This window comes from Flintibacter porci (genome assembly GCF_041925195.1).
Classification (GTDB): Bacteria; Bacillota; Clostridia; order Oscillospirales; family Oscillospiraceae; genus Lawsonibacter; species Lawsonibacter porci.
This window is the reverse complement of the sequence record NZ_JBHEVB010000007.1, coordinates 134717-153268: the sequence shown is the minus strand read 5'-3', so window position 1 is coordinate 153268 and position 18552 is coordinate 134717. Positions and strand designations below refer to the sequence as shown.

The following is an 18552-nucleotide window of genomic DNA, read 5'->3' as shown; positions in this document are numbered from 1 at the left end:
CGGACGTTCACAGTGTATTCATAAATTTTCCTGTTTTTCTCCATTTTCCGCAAGACCGCACCAATAAGCGCCGCTGTCTTTGTCCCGTTTGACGCAAATATCCGGGTAGATACGGCGTAAAATGGCCTGGATCTCCCCTTCCGCGGCCTCTCTGGGGCAGATCTCCCCAACCAACTCTCCCCGGCTCAGCAGCAACAGGCGGCGGCACCAGGTAAGGGCCAGAGCCGGGTCATGGAGCACCACAAGCCCCGCCTTGTGCTGGGTGCGGATGAGCTCCCCCACCGTTTGGAACAGGAGCTGGGTGTTATAAAAGTCCAGGGCACTGTTGGGCTCGTCCAGCAGGAGAACGGGGGCGTCCTGTACCACCGCACGGCCCAGATGGACCATCTGCCGCTGGCCCTCGCTGAGGGCGGCGCAGTCGGTATCCAACAGCTCCTCCAGGCCAAACTGCCGGGCGGCCTGAGCCACCCGCCGCCGTCCGTCCTCCCCTGCCGGGCGCAGAGGCCCTGTCCAGGGATAGCGGCCCATCTCCAGCACCTCCCGCGCCCGCAGGCCGGGCAGCAGCTGCGGGCGCTGGGGCATCAAAGCCATACGGCAGGCCCGTTGACGGTGACTGAGCTGTTCCCAGTCCTCCCCATCCAGCAGGACCCGCCCTCCCGTTACCTTGGCCGAGCCGGTCAGAGCGCGCAGAAGCGTGGTTTTCCCGCTGCCGTTACGGCCCAGCAGGCCCACCAATTCCCCTTCTTGGACTGAAAAGGAAATATCCTTGACAACCGGTGAGCTGTAACCGGCACACAAATTTTGTACCTCAAGCATCGCCGCCATATCCATCCCCCCTCCGGCACAGCAGCGCCACCAGAACCGGGGCGGCAAACAGCACCGTAAAAATACTCAGCGGCAGCTCCGCTCCCAACGACAGAGACCGGGCCAACAGGTCAGCGCACAGCAAAACCACCCCTCCGACCAGCCCACACAGGGGCAGGTAGGGTCCGCCACGGCGGCCCAGGAGCAAAAAGGCGATGTGGGGGGCAATGAGGCCCACAAAGGAAATGACTCCCGTCACCGACACCACCGCCGCCACCATCAGGGTGGTGATCCCCAGCAGCAGGGCACGCCATAAAGTGGGATCCAGGCCCATGCTCCGGGCGCTCTCCTCCCCCAGGGACAGCATCAGTACTTCCCGGCGGAAGAGAAGCAGAAGGCCCAGACAGACCAGCACTGTAATGGCAGGCAAAACTACTTTACCCGCCGTGATAGAGGCCAGACTTCCCATGGTCCATACCTCCAGGGCGGCCAGTTCCCGCTCTGGGTCGGCCATAATCTTCAGCGCCATCAGCCCCGCCTCTGCCAGGGCGGAGACCACCACACCGGCCAGAATGTAGCTGCCGGTGCGCTCCAGCCGGGCGGCCCGCACCAGAAACAGTACCAGCCCCAGGGCAAGCAGGCCCATAGTGAAGGCTCCGGCCATGATCTCGCCGCTGCCCCCTGCCCCCATCACGATGACACAGGCGGCTCCCAGCGAGGACCCAGACGCTACACCCGTGAGGTCGGGGGAAGCCAACGGATTGTGAAAGATGATCTGGTACACACCGCCAGCCACACCAAGAGACAGGCCGGAGATAAGCCCCATGCACATCCGGGGCAGGCGCAGCTGCCAGAATACCCGAACGGGCATGGTGTCCCCCAGTTTTCCGGTCAGAATATCAAAAATCTCTCCCACCGAAAGGGGATAGCTGCCTATAAAGAGGGAGACCACCGCCAGGGCGGCCAGCACAAGAGCCGCGGCCAGTATGGCGGTAAATTCCCGGGTATGTGGTTTCATGGCGGTGTTCCTCCTTTTCAATCAGATTCAAAGAAATTCTGTTTCTTTGGTACGCCCGCCTCCTGAAAGATGGGCATACCAAAGGGACAGAAAAAAGTGGGGGGAGGAGTTTTCCTCCCCCCTGCTTGGATTCTTACTTGGTGATGAGGCTGGCGTCGATGTCGAAGCCGTAGAAGGTTTTATAAAAGTTCTGGGCGTCGGAGACAAAGGTCTCAAAAGAATAGACGTCAGGGTGAAGTACGCTGGTCAGCCACATGGTGCCCAGGATTCCGGAGGGAATGGGAGAATCCCACTCCTCAATGCCCTTGGGCATGGCATACACCGCGCCATTCACCACAGCGGGCAGCTGAGACAGCTGGGGATCGTTCATTACATCCTCCACGGTGTACTCGGCTGCGGTGGGGATGATGAACACGTCGGGAGCCATGGCCAGCAGGGTCTCATAGGAGACCTGGGTCCAGTAGTCCCCCTCCATCTCCCCGGCGGCGTTCACGCCTCCGGCGATGTCGATGAGGGTGCTCTGGTACATGTCCTTGGGTGCGGTGTTCAGGTAGGTGGAGTTGGCGCCCATGTAGACCACCGGCTCCTCACAGCTCTCGGTCAGCTCCTCCATGCGGGTGATCTGCTCCTCATAGTAGTCGGTAAGCTCCTTGGCCCGGTCCTCTACGCCGCAGGCCTGGCCAATCAGGGTGAGCATCTCCACCAGCAGGTCGTGGCTCTCCGGGTTCACCACCAGCACAGGGATGCCCAGCTCCTCCAACGCGCTCACGTAGTCCTGGAGCTTCAAGGGCATGATGACCAGGTCGGGATCCAGGGCGGCACAGGCCTCCACGTTGAACTCCTTCAGGCTGCCCACCGAGGCCTGCTCCAGCAGCTCGGGCGCGGCCATCTGGTAGATGGGACGGCTCTCCGGCTTGTTCTCCAGGCCCACCACCCGGTCATCCACTCCCAGGGCGATGGTGGCGTAGGATGTGATATAGTAGCAGCTTACCAGGGTCTGAGCGGGACCCTCCAGGGTAACTTCCCGTCCGGCCTGGTCGGTAAGCACGATGGCCGAGCTCTGCTGGCTCTGGGAGCTGTTCTGACTTCCGGTGCCGGAATCGGCTCCGTTTCCGCCGCTGCATCCGGTGGCCGACACCGCCAGCAGGGCGGCCAGAGCCAGGGCGGTCAAACGCTTGGCAAAAGATCGTTTCAAGTTTGTCTCCTCCTTATACAAACTCTGGGTTATCCTGGCATATTGTACCCTGCCGGGCTCTCCTTGTCAAAGAATTTCCCACGGACAGACACAAAAACCCGGAGAACCAAGGGGTTCTCCGGGTCCTGATATCACTTATCGCTGGGACTCCATGGTGGTCTGGGGCAGCAGGGACAGGGGGTCCACCAGGCTGTCGTTCTGAGCCACCTCAAAATGGAGGTGAGGCCCAGTGCTCTTTCCTGTCTTGCCCACTGCGCCGATCGCCTCACCGGCGTTCACGGTCTCCCCTGCCGTCACCTGGATTTCGGACAGGTGGCAGTACTTGGTGGTCAGTCCGCCGTGGTCCAGTACAATGTACCGGCCGTCGTCGGCGTTATAATCGGTCTCGGCCACGGTTCCGGCCGCCGATGCCAGTACCGGCGTGCCTGCGTCCAGCACGATGTCAATTCCGTTGTGGCTTGTGGTCTGCCCGGTGATAGGATGGACCCGGCTGCCGAAGGGCACGGACAGGGTGACGCTGCCCTGAGTTTCCATGGGCCACTGGAGAGTGACCTCCTGCTGCTCCAGCTGAACGGAGCTGCCCGCCGATTTCTCCTCCGTGGGTGCGGCATAGGCTCCCAGGGCCACCGAGGTGAACAGCACAGCCACACAGGCCCCAGCTGCCAGCACCCCGGCAAAGGGTTTGCGCTTGTGATCCATAATGTGTATCAACCTTTCTTTCAAACACTGCTTCTTCGAAAGGCAGGCGGCAAAGTGGGGTGCGGGAACGGCGCACAGCTCCAGCAGCAGCTGGCCGTATCGGGCACGCCGCGCCTGATCCCAGCCCCGGCACACGGTCTCGTCGCAGGCGAGCTCACAGGACCGGTCCAGCCGCTCCAGCAGCCACCAGGCCGCCGGGTTGAACCAGTGGAGCACCGAGACCGCCACAGCCATCCGCTTGACCCAAAGGTCATGCCGCCTCCAGTGAGTCAGCTCGTGGGAGAGCAGGGCCTCCAGGGCCTCACCCTCCAAGGACAGGCAGGGCAGCACCACAACGGGCCGCACCAGACCCATCAGCATGGGGGTGGCCGCCACCGGGCTGCAAACCAGCTTGGGCGGGCGTCGGTATGGGCCGATAAGGGCGGCGTAAGCTGCCTGGGTCTCCTTTGGGGCGGGACGGGCACGGCGCAGGATGCTCCGGGAAAACCGGGCATAGCTTACTCCCCGCACCGCCAGTATCACTCCGGCTCCAGTCAGCCACACCGCCCACAAAAGGGCTTCTGTGGTCACAGGAGATGTGCGGGGCGATACAGGCTCCGCCGCGGGGCTTCCCGTTTGCTCTGGGACGGCCAGGGTCCACGACTCCTGAGGTGCCTCCACCGCCTGGCTGAGCAGGCTGTGGGAGGTGGTCCAGGGACACAAAAAGCGCAGCAGCACCAAGATCCACAGGACATAGACCGCCCGGGCAGAGATCTTTCCTTTTAATCCCCGGCAGATGAGGGCGGTCACGCCCGCCAGCAGCGTCCCGGACAGGGACACGCTGCCCAGCACCAACAGCTTATCCATGGCCTTCGTCGGGGTACAAAATGCCCCGCAGCTCGCTCAGATCCTCGGAACTGAGGGGACAGCACTCCACCAGTCCCGCCACCAGGTCCCGGGCGCTGCCCTGATAGACCCGCTGCAAAAAGGACTGGGTGGACCAGCGCTGGTAATCCTTACGGCACAGCAGCGGCCAATAGTAGAACACGTCCCGCTTTTCGCAGTCCACCGCCCCCTTCTCCCGCAGCCGGCGCAGCAACGTCTTTACTGTGGAGGCGTCCCAGCTGTGGGTCTCATCCAGAGCGGCGCGGATGGCCGCGATGGGCATGGGTTCCTCCGAGCGCCACAATACCTCCAGCACCTCCAGCTCGGAAGACGAGATCTTTGCCGCCAATTCTTTCATCCAATATGACCTCCTAACAAACAGGGTACAGCTGTAACCTATTTACAGGTTACAACTGTACCCTCGCTTTGTCAACCCCTATTTTCCTTTTTGGGAGAGAAAATGGCCCGCCGGATGGTTCCGGCGGGCCAAAATAACGTGGTTTATACCGTTGGAGTTCCAGGACCGTCGCCCGGTCCCTTTCGTTTCCAGGAGATCAACCCCTTTTTCCGGAGAATCACCACGACGGCCACGGCGATCACCACGAGCACCAGGACCAGCACCAGGTTGTAGGACAGCATCACCAGCAGCTCCTTGCTGCCATTGATGAGGCCCCGGAAGCTGGACTGAACACCGGCCGCCATACGCGCGCCCAGACTGTCCCGCTCCCCGGGGGTGGTGGTGATGGTCTTGACCTCATCCAGAGTGAGCTCAATGGTGGAGTAGCTAATGAGACTGTCGTATTCATTGAGAGAGGTGGTGAGGCTCTCAATCTCGTACTCTACCTCGCTCAGGGCATCCTCCAGGGCCACGATGGTCTCCATACTGTCCGCCTTCTCCAGCAGGGAGAGCAGCCGCTCCTGCTTGGTGCGCTGGGCCTTCAGGCGAGCCTCCGTGTCGTAGTACTGCTGGCTTACGTTTTCGCTGTTCTCGCTCTGGCTGGTCACGTAGCCCAGCTCCCCGGTGCGGCCCAGGAAGGTATCAAACTGCTCCTGGGGCAGACGGATGGTGTAGTTGCCCCACCGTGTGGCGTTCTGGTTGCGCAGACTTCCGCCCTCCACACTGGCACTCTGGAAGTAGCCGCCGCACTCGGCCACCATCTTCTCCAGCGCCTGGACTGCCTGATCAAAGGTCTCGGTCTGGACCTGAAGATAGGCCCGGCGGATGAGCTTGGCGTCCTGGTAGACTGAGGCGCTGCTCTGGCCCTCCGACTCCTGCGGTGCGTCCTGGGTACTCCCGTTGCTCCAACCGGAGTCTGTCCCGGTCATCTCATTGGTGGCCCCGCCGCTGGACGAGGCGGCAGTGTCTCCGCTGGCTCCGCTGCTTCCGGCTCCGCAGGCACACAATCCGGTAAGGAGCATCAGGGTCATAAGCAAAGCAAGCATTCGTTTCATGTAAAATCCCTCCCATACTTGTTGGGTCTCTCTACCCTTCTAGACGGATTTTCCGGCGGGAGGTTCGGGATCTGGAAGAAAAATTTTCAGGGAACCTCTCCCCTTTTGCTCACATAGCATGAGAAAAACAGGAGGTAATCCCTTATGCCTATTATCTATCTCTCTCCCTCCACCCAGGAGAAAAACTACTATGTCAACGGCGGCACCGAAGAACAGTACATGAATCTGCTGGCCGACAAAATGGTGCCCTATCTCAACGCTTCCGGTATCCGCTACTCCCGCAATACCCCGGAGATGACCGCGGTGTCCTCCATCGCCGCCTCCAACGCGGGCAACTACGACCTGCACCTGGCCCTCCACTCCAACGCTGCCCCCGAGGGAAAGTACGGCAGCGCCCGTGGCATCATTGTTTTCTACTACCCCGGCAGCCAGGAGGGGCAGCGGGCGGCCACCATCATTGCCAACAACTTAAAGAGCATCTACCCCCTGCCCAACCTGGTCCGTGCCGAGGCCACCACCTCCATCGGCGAGGTGCGCCGGGTGCGGGCTCCGGCAGTCTTTCTGGAGCTGGGCTACCACGATAACCAAGAGGATGCGGCCTGGATCAAGCAGAATCTGGACGCGGTGGCCAAGAATCTGGTCATGTCCCTGTGCGACTATTTCGACATCCCCTTCCTGGACCCCTCCACCAGCCGCTCGGGCCGGGTGGATGTGGACTGGGGGGTGCTGAACATCCGCGCCCGCCCTGACCTGGAGGCTCCCATCCTGGCCCAGGCTCCCGATGGCTCTCCCCTTACCATCCTCAACCAGTCCGGAGGCTGGTATCTGGTAAACTATGCGGGGACCATCGGCTACGCCAAAGACGACTTTGTCACCCTGAATTAAGGAGGCGCGCCGATGGATATCCATGTGGTCCGTCCTGGGGATACCCTCTACTCCATTGCGCAGCAGTATGGTGTTTCCATGGCCCGGCTGCTGGAGGACAACGATCCACCCGACCCGGCACGGTTATCCGTGGGTCAGACCCTGGTGGTACGCTATCCCAAGCAGATGTACCGGGTCCGTGCCGGAGATACCCTGTCCTCCATTGCCCGCGCCCATGGCCTGACTGTCCGTCAGCTGTGGCAGCGAAACCCCGGCCTGGGCGGCGGCAGCACCATCTACCCCGGCCAGGAACTGGTCCTCTCCTACCGTCAGACTCCCCTGGGTAAGCTGGCGGCCGGTGGTTACGCCCAGCCTGACATCGACCCGGGGTTACTCCGCTCCACCCTGCCCTGCATCTCCGACCTGGCTCCCTTTACCTATGGCTTTACCCCCCAGGGCGAGCTGATCGCATTAGATGATACCGCTCTGCTCTCCGCTGCTAAGTCCATTGGGGTACGTCCCTGGCTCCACCTGTCTACCCTCACCGCCGCCGGTACCTTCTCAAACCAGCTCTCCCACGCGGTCTTTACCGATCCCCAAGCCCAGAACCGGCTGATCGCGGCTCTGGTGGAGACGGTGCGGCGCAAAGGCTACCAAGGGGTGGATGTAGACTTTGAGTTTATCCTCCCTGAGGACGCCAACCGCTACCCGGAGTTTATCGCCAATCTGCGGGAGAGTTTCGCTCCCCTGGGCATCCCGGTCATGGTAGCCCTGGTGCCCAAGACCAGCGCAGACCAGAAGGGCGACTTCTATCAGGGCCACAACTACCGCCTGCTGGGTGCGGCGGCAGACTATGTGTTCCTTATGACCTACGAGTGGGGTTATACATAACATCATCTAAGATAATAGTAATAAAGGCCGGAGCGCCTAGCGCTCCGGCCTTATCCTCACTTCCCCACTGCTGCGAGCACCATGGCCATGTTCTCCACCCGGGTTCCGGGCGATCTGGGGCGGCCCCCATCGGAGATCCCGGCCTCCTTGGCCCGGCGGATCACGTCCTGCTCCCATGGCTGGCTGGCCTCCTCCTTGGCTTTCCGGGCCAGGTAGTTGTCCATGAACTTGTCAAACTGTTCCTGCGTCATCTCTTCCTCTCCTTCCATCACCCGGGTCACATCGGCCCGGAACGTATCCATACTCTTTCCATGAATGGGAAACCAGTGCATCACATCGGCGTGGTTGCTGGCAATTTCCCTGGCATGGCCCTCACTGTGGCAGATTACTACACCGTCCACCTCCGGGTCCAGGCCGTACTGTTTGCACAGGTCGGCGGTCAGCTCCACAGCCGCCTGGTACACCGCTGAAAAATAACCGGCGTCCTGCAGGCCGTCCTCGCAGATCTCAAAGGAGATGTGGGTGTCATTGGCGCTACCACAGCTTCCCTTCCCGGCGTGCCACCCCCGGCGGTTCCAGGGCAGGGTCTGTACCACTCCCACGCTACCGTCGGCCAGCTTGCCCACAAAGGCGTGAACGCAGGCTGTGGTGCCAGACATATCCCAGTGATTGCCGCCAGTGTTCCGGCCAATCTCATCATTTCCAGGCACATACCGGCTCAGATGGGGGTTATTGGCCCCGGTGGAGTGAATCATCACCCCACGAGGGATGAAGGTCTTTCCGGCCTTGTAGCAGTCGTTGTTCTTCAGGATCTGCGTGAAAAATTTCATTCTTTTTTCTCCTCGCTTTTAATCCACCCGGCCTGCTCCACCAGCTGCACCAGCTTGTCATAGCCGTACATGGCCGCAAAGGCCACCAGGAAGCACAGGCCAATCAAACCGGCGATCATCCACCCCGTAATGGAAAACCCATAGTAGGACCACAGGGCAAAGCCGGTGCCCGCCGTAACCACTGCCGCGGTGAGAAACGCCAGCAAATTTGTGGGGATACGATCATACAGCAGGCCTTTGAGCACCTGCACAATGACATTGGTCATCAAAGTCAAACCCAGTACCGCCGTGAGCAGTACGGGCAGATAATCCATCAGTTCAGACATTTCGCTCCTCCTCTCCCACCGGCCTGTCAGGCCGCTTTTTGTATTTATGCCACGGTTTGAACCGATCTCTCAGCACATTCCTCACCCTTTCACTCCCTTGAGGTCCCGGATGTCGTGCTGCACCTCGGTCATCTGACCCTCCAGCTTGTAGGTGCGCTCCACCACACTGTTGTGGGCGGCCACTTTCTTCTCCAGCTGCTCAATGCGGTAGTTGGTCAGCCGGTTGGACACCAGGATCCCCCCAAAAGTGCCTGCCAATGTGCCCACCAGAGACATACCCGCTACCGCAAGGCTGGTCAGGTCCATTAGAGGGCCACCTCCTGCACGTCCTCCGTGCTCCCCAGATCCTCCCAGGAGTCAGGCAGCTGAGAGGGAGGATAGACGGTGCTGTCCTTTTTGCAGCGCCATACATGGTCCTGCTCCACACAGCACTCCCCCTCCTGCCACATCCCCCGGGACCCCTGAGGTGCGGTGTAAGGTTTGGCCTTGGCGGGATCGGTGGTGTGGCACACATCCCACAGGCTCACCGCCTGGTCAGGAGACCAGTCCGGCTGCTCTGTGGCGTCGTGCTGCTGCCACAGTTTGTACACCTGTCCCTGCCACTTGTAGGGAGTCCCCACAGAGACGGAAGAATAGTCCCGCTGCCGCCAGGTGGGGACCATTTCCTCATGGTCGATCAGCTCCGTGCCGTCGGCGCTCCCCTCCACAGCCTTGGCCGCCAGGGCGGCCGCCTCAGCCGCGCCCCTCGCTTTCAGTTCCTCCTGGACCATGGTCACGATATCAGCCATTGCTTTCCACTCCTTCCTCATACGCTGCCTCCAGCTTCTCCTCCACCTGCTTGGCAGTACCTGCCGCCTCCAGCGCCTGGATGGTCTCCTGCTGGCTCTGGATGGTGGCCTCTTTGCTCTCCAACTCCTGGGCCTGCTGGGAAATGGTGGCCTCCTTCTCAGCCACAGCGCTCTCCAGCTCGCTCACCTGGGCCTCATAGCCTGCCACGTCTCCCAGGTACTGCTGGGCCACCTGGAGCTCCACAGTGTAGCTGCGAGTGGCGGCACTGTACCGAATATCGGCCACGGTGAATCCATAGCCGGCAGGCAGAATACACGCCCCCTGAATGTCTGGTTTATCCCAAGGGATGGCCTCAATGTCCTCCAGAGAGGCAAATTCCCGCTCAAATACCGCCAGGTATTTCCCGTTGCTGATGCCCCGCATGACCATGCCGCAGGTCACGCCGCTGATCTGAATGTTATTACCATAAAGACTCATGGTTTTTCTCTCCTCTCCACATGGGGTGGGGACACCCCGTTTGGTGTATGGTTTTGTCCCATTAAGAATGGCATCAGGCCCTTGGGGCGCACCCGTCCCGGGGCTCGGTACCCTCTGCGGCGGGCCTCCTCTCGGCGCTCCTGCTGCTCTACAGGATCCTCAGGGACTTTGGCCGTCTGCAATGGCTTCACATCTACCAGCTCCCCAGAGGGTGACACAATTGCCTCCACATCGGGGTAATAGATTCGTAACCGCTTAGCCAGTGGGGTATCTCCAGGGATCTCCCACCAGTCGGCCGGATCCAGCTGAGGCAGATCGGCCAGTTTGGCCAGTCTCTCCACCGGCACCTTGGCCCCGGTTCCGTCCCGGCGGTACTGCCCTGTCCAGATATATTCCAGCACCCCCATGGATGCCTTATGTACCAGCATGGCCGGTCACCATCCTTTGCAGCTTGACATAGGTTTCCGGATCCAGCTGAGCACCCAGGTTATCCGGAGGCGGCAAGTGTCCAACTTGAACACCGGAGCGCCGCAAACTGGAAAAGGCAGAGCGCACGGTCCTGGGTCGCAGCCCCATCTCCTGAGCCACTTTCTCTGGGCTCTCCCCCGCTTCTCGTCGGCGCTCCATTTCATATCGGTATCGGCTCATGCCGCCCACTCGCTGCCCCCGGAAGCAGTACATGTAGTAAAAGTACAGCGGCATACCGGTATCCAGAGCCAGGGAGAACTTGTCCGCTTTGTCCCATCGAATTTCCGGCCGGCCGGTTGGTTTTCCAGAAACCTGCAGCTGATGAATGGTGTTCCCGGCCTTGGATAGGGTGCGTGATACCGTGCTGGATTCCAGCTCCAGCTTTTCAGCCAACTCCTCCTGGGTTTTGGGCAGCTTGGACAGCACCAGCAGCATGAGCTGCCGCTGCCGATCTGTGAGTACCGGTACCTGAGACAGGTACCGCACCCAATCAAATCCGCCCTTTCCGTCGGCACAGGAGGCAATGAGCTTTTTACTGTCCACCCAGACCTGCATCCGATTGAGTCCGTTTCGGATCACCCGGCTTACCGAGCTTTTATCTACGCCATAGCGCTGGGCAATGGCCAGCTGAGACAGACCCTCATTGTAGTAAGCGTCCAGATACTGCCGCTGGCGGTCGCTCAGTCGCTGAGCTCCCTCCGCCATCCACTCCTGCAGCTGCTCCATGGAGGTACCCAGGTTCACAAAGTCCCCAGCCTCCACCTGCTGCCAACTGTGGCCCTCCAGGTCACTCCAGCAGGCATTGGTGTACTCAAAGAAATCAAAGGTCATGGCACCCACGTCCAGCCGCTTGCGCTGGGCCTTCCGCACTTTCCGCTGTGCCGGTGGATCTAGGTGGTCGATCTGTACCTGCACGTCTCGGATAGCGGCCCGGTAGGTACGGATCTTGGCCCGCAGCCCCTCCCGCTCCTCCGAGCGCTGGGCCTGCTTAAGCTGTTCCTGATACAAGTGAAGGCGGTCTTTCAGCTTCCCCATCTGAGCGCGGTTTTCCTCTAAGGGAGTCATATCCATCCCTCATTTCTTGTGGCAGAAGAAGGAGTTCTCCAGCTCCTCCCAGCTCTTGAAACGGGCCTCCAGCTGCTCCCAGGTCATACCCACCGCCTCCAGGTCCTCCCACCGGATTTTCTCGATGATAAACCGCAGGTGAGCGGGTTTGATCTCTTCCACGGTGCTCAGCAGAAGCGGAGTGTCGATGTTGATAAAGGTGGCCTCCTCCCCATAGAAGCGCAGGGAGAAGGAGTAATCTGAGAAATTCTCGGTCACCGTAGCTCCATATCCGGTGAGGGCCTCGGCCAAAGCACGGATCATCTCCGCATTGGTGGTGCCGGTGGAGCACAGCTTGGCAACCACAGCCGCCCGCCGGGCCTCCAACGTCTGGCCATCGCTGGGGGAAATCCCCACCAGCCGCTCCCACTCGTCCAGCCCCCAAGTGGCCGTGGATACAAAAAACTGGTCCGGCAGGTCCCGGGTGGTCTCCCAGTACCACTGGGCAATCACGGTCATGGAGTCAGCCACTGCCGCGGTCTCGGGACTGTCCCGCAGTCTCTGGGGCAGCCGCTCCAGCTTACCCAGCTCTGTCATGCTCTCCCCCCTCTCAGCCGGCACGGATGGAGACTGTTCCCAACACGGGCACCTGTTCCATGGTGACCGGGATATTCTCCGTTCCACCGTTTACCGTGAGGGAAGAGCAGTCCACCACCCCCCGGCAGAACAGGAGCATGGCCATGATCCGCACATACCGCACCGGCTCCTGGGCTCCCATCTCCATCTCCAGCAGCATTGTCCGCAGCTTCTCCTCCAGCTCCGCCTGCACTGTCCCAGGAAGCACACCGCCCTCCAGGGTACAGGTGGCCTCCACATCGATGGAGAGGGCCTGGGCAGATACCACGGTAACCTGGGCCCCAATGGGCCGCACCGATTCGATGTACTGGGCCACCTGGGTGACGATCAGCTCATCCAGTGGCTCCTTATCCTCGCTGGCTACCACAACCTTCACCGTCCCATTTCCATTCCACAGCGGGATCACCGCCGCGTTGCCCACGCCGGACACTGACCTGGCCCACTGCTTATAGTGGTTGATATTGCCCGACGCCACCGGCTCGGACAGAAAGGTGTGGATCCGGTCGTAGAAAGAAGCGTCGCTTTCCTCGTCGGCTCCCCCCTCCCCCGGCGTTTCGTTGGTCACCTGGTCGATCCCGGCCAGGCTCACCGCCAGCCGGGTGACGGTACCCACTTCCACGTTGTAGATCTCTCCCGGCTGTTCCGCCGTGGCCGGCACCTGTGCCGTCCCGTCGGTGATGGCGGCCGCCAGATCGGTAGTGAAGCGTAAGCCGCTGGTGGAGACAGCCACCGTGCCCTTGGGGATCACAGAGCCCTCATCCCCGGTGAAGGTCAGCACCACATAGGCCGTAGCCGACGGGGTGCGGTGGAGACCGTACATATCCCCAAAGCGGTCCAGATAGGGCCCGGACTCCGCACTGGGAACAGCGGCCGCCAGCAACGTGGGGTGGTAGGCCAGCCCCCGATAGATCTGATAGGACGCCTGGGAATAGAGCAGGTCCGTATAGGATCCCTCCCGGGTGTCCACGGACACCCCAGACTCTGCCAGGCCCTGCTTCATGGCCGCTTTCAAACTCTCCGGACTCACGTCCTGGATCAGCGCGTCAAAGTCCAGTGGCATTGACTTCCACCTCCCCGTAAATGGTATCTACCGCGCAGCAAATGGCGATGGTGGACCCGGAAAAGTCCACCGAGATCTGCCGCACGTCGGTAATGTATGGATTGACGGTCAGGCAGTCCCGCACATAGCGCACCGCCTCCGACTCTTTCACCGCTTGGGAGAACGGCCGGCCGGTGAGCAGCTGCAGCTCGTTTCCCCAATCCCAGGAGAAGAGATCCAGAGAGGTGCGCACATAGTGCAGGGTATTCCAAACCCAGGTGGCCACCGCCTGGGCGCCGGTGACCCACACGGGGCTGCCGTTGCGCCACTTGGGTCGGTCGGCTTCAAAGTCCCAGGCCACCTCCCGATACAGGGGCAGGGCAGCGCTGGTCTGGCTCCCCTCACTGGGAGCCTGGATCAAAGGAAATAGGCTCATAACCCCACCACCTTACAAAGTACATAATAAATTTGCCCCTCCTGGTCGGGCAGCAGCACTACCTGATCTCCCACCTGCAGGTGCTGGGTGGTAATGGTGGCTTTCACAGTACCAGACAGATACCCTGGAAGCCCATACAAGCCCAACGGCGTACGCTGACCCGGGTTGCAGATTGTCTCCGACTCCACCGTTGCATACACTCCCAGCGTGACCTCACCCCCGTCTTCGGTAAAGGTGATCCTCACATGCTCCTGCGCATCGTATAACAGCTTTGGATTTACCCTTAGATCCTCCTCGTCCAGCGTCATGCCGTTGGCCTGAATGAGTAGCCGCTCTGGCCCAATGGCCTTGACCCGGCCCAGACACCATCCGGGAGGCTGTACGTTCACAGCCTGATCCTGCATTTCCAGCAACATCCCGGCATAGGGATCCTGTTGACTCATTTCAGCTCACTCCCTGTCTCGCTTTCATACATCAGGTTTCTCAGGTTCAAGGTCAGGTTTGTGGTGTAGTTGCCGCCATTCCATACATGCTGGTCGCTCTCGATCCACAGCACCCCGGACAGGCCGGTCACCGGCTGGCGCACCACCACGGTCTTGCCGGTGGTGAGCCGCAGGTCTCCCATACAGCTCACTGAGATGGTCTGGCTCAGCCCCTGGTCCCGCAGGATCTGCTTTGCCTCCTGCTGGGCATCCTGACCATCCTGCTGGGTGATGTGCTTTTCCAGCAGGCCATACAGGGCTACCGCGTCTTCATCTTGAACTGTGGACAGTCGGTTGCCGTCCTTGTCGTAGATTCCCACACTGTTGCGCATGTCCTCAATGGACTCCACCGTGCGGGAGGACAGCAGGTTGGACTGGGGCTGGATCACCAGGTTCTCTGCCGACTCGCTGCGCACCGACACCACCAGCTTGTCCCACTCAAAGCGAGCCATGTACTGCTGCCCGGTCTGTCTGGATGCCAGGGTATACAGGCTGGTGACAATGTTCCACAGGGATGTTCGGACAAACTTGCGCCGCACCGACACCCCGGTGGTGGCCAGCTTCCCCACAGGGATCCCATACTTTGAACAAATCCGAGCCACCGCCGACTCCGGGGTCTCATCCCGGATCTTTTCGGTACCGTCGTTGCCTGCCAGAAATCTCCCTCGGTCGTGGGCCACGATGGGTACCATGGCCTGGGTGTCCTCCAATTGGCGGGTCACTACCTGACCCTGAAAGACCGGGGTCTTATTGTCATCCCAGAAGCTTACGGTGGCCCCTACCGGGCACTCTACTGCCGGCAGGTTTGGGTCTGCCTGACTGGTGGCCAGGCCAAAGTTCAGGGTACGGGCGGCCCGCTGCTTGTCTCCGCTCCAGACCACATTACCCACCAGGCCCCAGGCGTTCTCCACTGTGGTGGAACCGCTGGTAATGGTCATGATCATCCGCTCACCCCCAGTTGGGCCTTGGACGGAATGGTCAGCACTTGCCCTGGGAAGATGAGGTGCGGGTTTTGAATGCCGTTGTAGGCTGCCAGGGCGTTGTAGTACTTGGCGGTACCGTTCCCATAAAACCGGCGGCAGATGACAGACAGGCAGTCCCCGGTGACCACGGTGTAGGTCTGAGCGGCCGGCACTTCCTCCGGCTCACCCCGGCCGCTGTTTGTTCCGGCTCCCGCGCCGGCCTCGGTGGTCACTGCTTTCAGCTCCGGGGAGGCCTTCAGATATACCTTAGCGTAGACATCGCCGGTACCGTCCCGCTCCTCAAAGGTCACCTCTTCGATGATGACCCGCTCATTGACCACGCCTGGCACCACATAGCGCACGATCTTGCGCCCTGTGGCCCAGGCCTGCAGCTTGTTGATGTAGTAGTAAGGGTCCCGCACCGCACCGGCGGCCAGAAACGGGTACTCCCGGGCGGGGAGCAAAAACTCCAGCTGTCCGGAGTGGGCCGCCGGGTCGCCGGGCAGATAAACCAGGCCGGTGCCATTGACGGTAATCTCCCGGGCTGTCTGGCCGGCACCCCAGCCAAAAGGAACAGGCGAAACGGGGAGCTGCAGCTCCTCGCCATCTGCAAGAAAAGAAAATACCAGGCTCATCGGTACACCCCCGCTGTCTTGGCCTGCCGAAGCTTCTCCAGCAGGGCCTGGGCCACCCGGTCAATATCAGCGTCTTCCCGGATCACTGTACCGTTCATGACGATCTGTACACTGCCGGCGCCGCCTTGGTTGTAGCTGCGGGCCTCGGCCGCGGTGAGCACCCGCTCTCCTTCGTGAAGGAGTGCGGGGTAGTTGTCATAGGGGACGCGGCCCAGACCGGTGGCATAACCGTTGAGTTTAGACCAGATGGCATCCTGGGTGGCAAAAGCCTCCTCATTGAACCTCTCAGCGTCACTTTGGTTGAACAGGTTGAAACCGGTAGAGGTTGCCTGGCCAGCCACCAATCCCTTGCTGTACTCCTGCCCCTTGCGATATCCGGCATCCCAGTATGCACTGTTAGTGGAGGCATCCTCCCGGATCGTCTCCGCAAGCGCCATCTCATACTCCACCATCAGCTGGGCGCCTTCGCTGGCGTTATACTCGTTCATGCCCCGGACCTTGGCCTCCATCAGCATTCGGCCCGCCTCGGCATAGCCCTCGTCGCTTCCTTCCGACATCGCGTTTTTATAATCGTCCGAGTTAATCACCGCCTCCATGGCATCCCGGACGTACTGCTCTTTGCTGTTTTCCAGTTCTGCTTGCCAGGCGCCCATGGCCCGGTTGGCTTCCTGGATCATGGCGCCGCTCTCGCCGGACAGCCAATCAATTTCCTCCTGATACCCCTGTTTCCGGGTCTCGTTGTAGCCTTCGCCATAGGCGTTATTTAACTCCGTCCGGGCATCGGACAGAGTAGATTCCAGGCCGCTGAAGGTCTTGGCCATTTCATCCATAGCCCCTGCGTACTGTTCCAGCCCTTGCTGGATAATGTCGACTGCCTGGGGGCCTGAGATATCACCCTCCGAAATCATACTGTATATATCTCCCTGACTTACCCCCATGTTTTGTGCCATCATCTGTGTTACGCTAATACCCCGATCCTCAAATTTGTTGAGAGATTCCAGATCTGCCTTGCCGCTGGACTGCATCTTGCTTAAGGCCCTCGCCATTTCGTACATGCCACTTGCATCTACACCCACAGCACTGCCCGCATCGCCAATCCCAGTCATAAGGGCTAACATTCTAGATGGGTCGCCTCTAAATCCCGGTGCCAGGGCCCGGGACATTGCTGTCAGATCACTGTACTCCATAGGGGTATCCGCCGCCAAGGTGCGCAGACGGGCCAGAAAGTCATCCCCGTTCCCATTCCCCAACAGCTTATTGAACGCAATGGCGTCCAGCTCCCGCTGGGCCGCCGTGTCACTGCCGGAAGAAATGGAAGAGGTCAACTCCTCCATCTGATTCTGGGTAGCTTCCTGGACATAGCTTTTAAACGCCTCATCCTGCTGCTGGAAAATTTGACTTCCCCCGGTCGCCAGACCAATCGCCCCGCCGATGGCCGCGCCCACAGCGGTGCCAATACCGGGCAAAAAGGAGCCCAGAGCAGCCCCGCTGGCTGCCCCGGTCAGAGCACCGGAAAACAGGCTGCCGGCATCGCTGCCGAAGGCGGATCCCACCAATGTGTTAGCCCACTCTCCTGTTGCATCCCCAGCCATTTTGAGCAGCCCGGCTTGACTCAGGGCGGACAAAAGTCCGCTTTCGCTTCCGCTCTGACGGGAGAGGCTGCTGCTTTGACTCTCCAGGTTCCGCAGCGCATTTTGTGTGTCTTTGGAGGCCTGAACGGTCTCTTTCATCACCGCATTCAGAGCCTCATACTTCTCTTTTGCACTGGCCAGGGCATCTGCGTCGGCGGCCTCTCCGGTAGCCTTATAGGCCGACTCCGCCTCTTTCAGAGCCTTTTTTGCGTCCACCAGCTGCACCTGCAGCTCGCCCTGCTGTTTCACCAGCCCGGACAGCCGGGTCTGGTAGGCCTGCGCTTTCTGCTGGGTCTCCTCCAGACTTTTTCCAAAGCTGGAGTTGGCGCTGCGCATGGCCTGGACGCCGGGGCTATATTGGTCTCGCAGAGTAACCAGGATACTGGCCTCCGGCATGTCGTTCACCTCCTGGGTGGGCATGGGCAGGTCAGCGCCGCCGTGCCTCCGCTCTCTGTCTCAGCTCCCGGATCAGGAAGCCCCGTATCAGGGCCTTTTCTCCGGCGGGCAGGCCCCAGTACTGGCCCGGGGCCCACCCCTTATCCCGAAACAGAAGATACATGAGTGTCAGCTCGCCATCCCCGCCCTCGGTCAGTTTTTTTCAATGTCCTCAGACACCATCTCTTCGATGGAGGGCTGCGGCTCATCCATGGGCCGCAGCACCGGTTTTCGGAAACCGGACAGCTGCTCCACCGCCACCGATACTGCTCGGATTTCGCCAGGCTGCAGCAGATGGGTCACCAATTCCGCGGGGGTGGTCACTCCAAATTTCCGCTGGAGCTTGTCCGACTTCCAGATCCCGCTGTCATCCCCCGCCAATACGGTCTGCAGTTCGCTGTTGGCCATGTCCTTAATCTCCAGGGCCCTTCCGTAGGGCATTCCCTTCAGCTGAAGGACAAAGGGCTCCCCGTATACCTCACTCAGCCGGGGCAGCTCAAAGCGAGCCCGGGCCAGCTGTTTCTGCACGTCCGGCGTATCCGGCCGGAGCAGCAGGTCCAAAATCTTACTCATTG

The 18552-nt window shown here is 60.7% G+C and carries 23 protein-coding genes; 2 read left to right on the top strand and 21 right to left on the bottom strand.

From position 1 onward, the window contains the following. Window positions 1-18: 18 nt before the first annotated feature. The 6 genes from ACEVJL_RS09700 to ACEVJL_RS09675 form a co-directional block, all read right to left on the bottom strand. A complete protein-coding gene (locus ACEVJL_RS09700) occupies window positions 19-825 on the bottom strand; it encodes an ABC transporter ATP-binding protein (protein WP_374737683.1) in 807 nt (268 codons plus the stop codon). After that, on the bottom strand, window positions 809-1822 hold the full coding sequence (locus ACEVJL_RS09695; protein WP_374737682.1) for a FecCD family ABC transporter permease: 1014 nt from the start codon (window positions 1820-1822) through the stop codon (window positions 809-811). Before ACEVJL_RS09695 ends, ACEVJL_RS09700 begins: the two co-directional genes overlap by 17 nt. Window positions 1823-1955: 133 nt before the next feature. After that, window positions 1956-3017, bottom strand: a complete 1062-nt coding sequence (locus tag ACEVJL_RS09690; protein ID WP_374737681.1) for an ABC transporter substrate-binding protein — start codon at window positions 3015-3017, stop codon at window positions 1956-1958. 135 nt (window positions 3018-3152) lie between these two features. Then, complete coding sequence (locus ACEVJL_RS09685) at window positions 3153-4562, bottom strand: M56 family metallopeptidase (RefSeq protein WP_374737680.1); 1410 nt, start codon at window positions 4560-4562, stop codon at window positions 3153-3155. Further along, a complete protein-coding gene (locus ACEVJL_RS09680) occupies window positions 4555-4938 on the bottom strand; it encodes a BlaI/MecI/CopY family transcriptional regulator (RefSeq protein ID WP_374737679.1) in 384 nt (127 codons plus the stop codon). The genes ACEVJL_RS09685 and ACEVJL_RS09680 overlap by 8 nt, the downstream gene beginning before the upstream one ends. Window positions 4939-5081: 143 nt before the next feature. Next, the gene (locus ACEVJL_RS09675; RefSeq protein ID WP_374737678.1) at window positions 5082-6032 is read right to left on the bottom strand and encodes a DUF4349 domain-containing protein; all 951 of its coding nucleotides are present in this window, start codon (window positions 6030-6032) and stop codon (window positions 5082-5084) included. A gap of 144 nt (window positions 6033-6176) precedes the next feature. Between ACEVJL_RS09675 and ACEVJL_RS09670 the strand changes: the two genes are divergently transcribed. Together ACEVJL_RS09670 and ACEVJL_RS09665 are read left to right on the top strand one after the other, a co-directional pair. Continuing rightward, window positions 6177-6917: an N-acetylmuramoyl-L-alanine amidase gene (locus tag ACEVJL_RS09670; RefSeq protein WP_235396590.1), complete on the top strand. Its 741-nt coding sequence runs from the start codon at window positions 6177-6179 to the stop codon at window positions 6915-6917. A gap of 12 nt (window positions 6918-6929) precedes the next feature. Further along, window positions 6930-7787 carry a LysM peptidoglycan-binding domain-containing protein gene (locus tag ACEVJL_RS09665; protein ID WP_374737677.1) on the top strand — a complete coding sequence of 286 codons (858 nt, stop codon included), beginning with the start codon at window positions 6930-6932 and terminating at the stop codon, window positions 7785-7787. A gap of 56 nt (window positions 7788-7843) precedes the next feature. On the opposite strand, the gene ACEVJL_RS09660 is transcribed toward ACEVJL_RS09665, so the two are convergent. The 15 genes from ACEVJL_RS09660 to ACEVJL_RS09590 all read right to left on the bottom strand — a co-directional run bounded on the left by ACEVJL_RS09660 (window position 7844) and on the right by ACEVJL_RS09590 (window position 18550). Then, window positions 7844-8617 (bottom strand): peptidoglycan recognition protein family protein, encoded by a 774-nt coding sequence (locus tag ACEVJL_RS09660; protein ID WP_374737676.1) that lies wholly within the window; start codon window positions 8615-8617, stop codon window positions 7844-7846. After that, window positions 8614-8943 carry a hypothetical protein gene (locus ACEVJL_RS09655; RefSeq protein ID WP_374737674.1) on the bottom strand — a complete coding sequence of 110 codons (330 nt, stop codon included), beginning with the start codon at window positions 8941-8943 and terminating at the stop codon, window positions 8614-8616. Before ACEVJL_RS09655 ends, ACEVJL_RS09660 begins: the two co-directional genes overlap by 4 nt. A gap of 81 nt (window positions 8944-9024) precedes the next feature. Further along, on the bottom strand, window positions 9025-9249 hold the full coding sequence (locus ACEVJL_RS09650; protein ID WP_374736771.1) for a hypothetical protein: 225 nt from the start codon (window positions 9247-9249) through the stop codon (window positions 9025-9027). Continuing rightward, the gene (locus ACEVJL_RS09645) at window positions 9249-9731 is read right to left on the bottom strand and encodes a hypothetical protein (RefSeq protein ID WP_325208065.1); all 483 of its coding nucleotides are present in this window, start codon (window positions 9729-9731) and stop codon (window positions 9249-9251) included. The genes ACEVJL_RS09650 and ACEVJL_RS09645 overlap by 1 nt, the downstream gene beginning before the upstream one ends. Next, complete coding sequence (locus ACEVJL_RS09640; RefSeq protein WP_374737672.1) at window positions 9724-10209, bottom strand: hypothetical protein; 486 nt, start codon at window positions 10207-10209, stop codon at window positions 9724-9726. The genes ACEVJL_RS09645 and ACEVJL_RS09640 overlap by 8 nt, the downstream gene beginning before the upstream one ends. Next, window positions 10206-10637, bottom strand: a complete 432-nt coding sequence (locus ACEVJL_RS09635) for a hypothetical protein (RefSeq protein WP_374737671.1) — start codon at window positions 10635-10637, stop codon at window positions 10206-10208. Before ACEVJL_RS09635 ends, ACEVJL_RS09640 begins: the two co-directional genes overlap by 4 nt. Further along, entirely contained in the window at window positions 10624-11742 is a 1119-nt protein-coding gene (locus ACEVJL_RS09630) for a sigma factor-like helix-turn-helix DNA-binding protein (RefSeq protein WP_374737669.1), read from the bottom strand. Before ACEVJL_RS09630 ends, ACEVJL_RS09635 begins: the two co-directional genes overlap by 14 nt. Before the next feature lie 9 nt (window positions 11743-11751). Beyond that, complete coding sequence (locus ACEVJL_RS09625; RefSeq protein ID WP_374737668.1) at window positions 11752-12318, bottom strand: putative phage tail protein; 567 nt, start codon at window positions 12316-12318, stop codon at window positions 11752-11754. Window positions 12319-12331: 13 nt separating this feature from the next. After that, window positions 12332-13417, bottom strand: a complete 1086-nt coding sequence (locus tag ACEVJL_RS09620; protein ID WP_374737666.1) for a baseplate J/gp47 family protein — start codon at window positions 13415-13417, stop codon at window positions 12332-12334. After that, complete coding sequence (locus ACEVJL_RS09615; protein WP_374737664.1) at window positions 13401-13832, bottom strand: DUF2634 domain-containing protein; 432 nt, start codon at window positions 13830-13832, stop codon at window positions 13401-13403. Before ACEVJL_RS09615 ends, ACEVJL_RS09620 begins: the two co-directional genes overlap by 17 nt. Next, window positions 13829-14275, bottom strand: a complete 447-nt coding sequence (locus ACEVJL_RS09610; RefSeq protein ID WP_374737663.1) for a DUF2577 family protein — start codon at window positions 14273-14275, stop codon at window positions 13829-13831. Before ACEVJL_RS09610 ends, ACEVJL_RS09615 begins: the two co-directional genes overlap by 4 nt. Beyond that, window positions 14272-15258 carry an XkdQ/YqbQ family protein gene (locus tag ACEVJL_RS09605; RefSeq protein ID WP_374737661.1) on the bottom strand — a complete coding sequence of 329 codons (987 nt, stop codon included), beginning with the start codon at window positions 15256-15258 and terminating at the stop codon, window positions 14272-14274. The genes ACEVJL_RS09610 and ACEVJL_RS09605 overlap by 4 nt, the downstream gene beginning before the upstream one ends. Then, window positions 15255-15911: a LysM peptidoglycan-binding domain-containing protein gene (locus ACEVJL_RS09600; protein ID WP_235398498.1), complete on the bottom strand. Its 657-nt coding sequence runs from the start codon at window positions 15909-15911 to the stop codon at window positions 15255-15257. Before ACEVJL_RS09600 ends, ACEVJL_RS09605 begins: the two co-directional genes overlap by 4 nt. Further along, the gene (locus tag ACEVJL_RS09595; RefSeq protein WP_374737660.1) at window positions 15908-17938 is read right to left on the bottom strand and encodes a tape measure protein; all 2031 of its coding nucleotides are present in this window, start codon (window positions 17936-17938) and stop codon (window positions 15908-15910) included. Before ACEVJL_RS09595 ends, ACEVJL_RS09600 begins: the two co-directional genes overlap by 4 nt. Window positions 17939-18130: 192 nt before the next feature. Beyond that, the gene (locus tag ACEVJL_RS09590; RefSeq protein WP_151076016.1) at window positions 18131-18550 is read right to left on the bottom strand and encodes a phage tail assembly chaperone; all 420 of its coding nucleotides are present in this window, start codon (window positions 18548-18550) and stop codon (window positions 18131-18133) included. Window positions 18551-18552 lie beyond the last annotated feature (2 nt).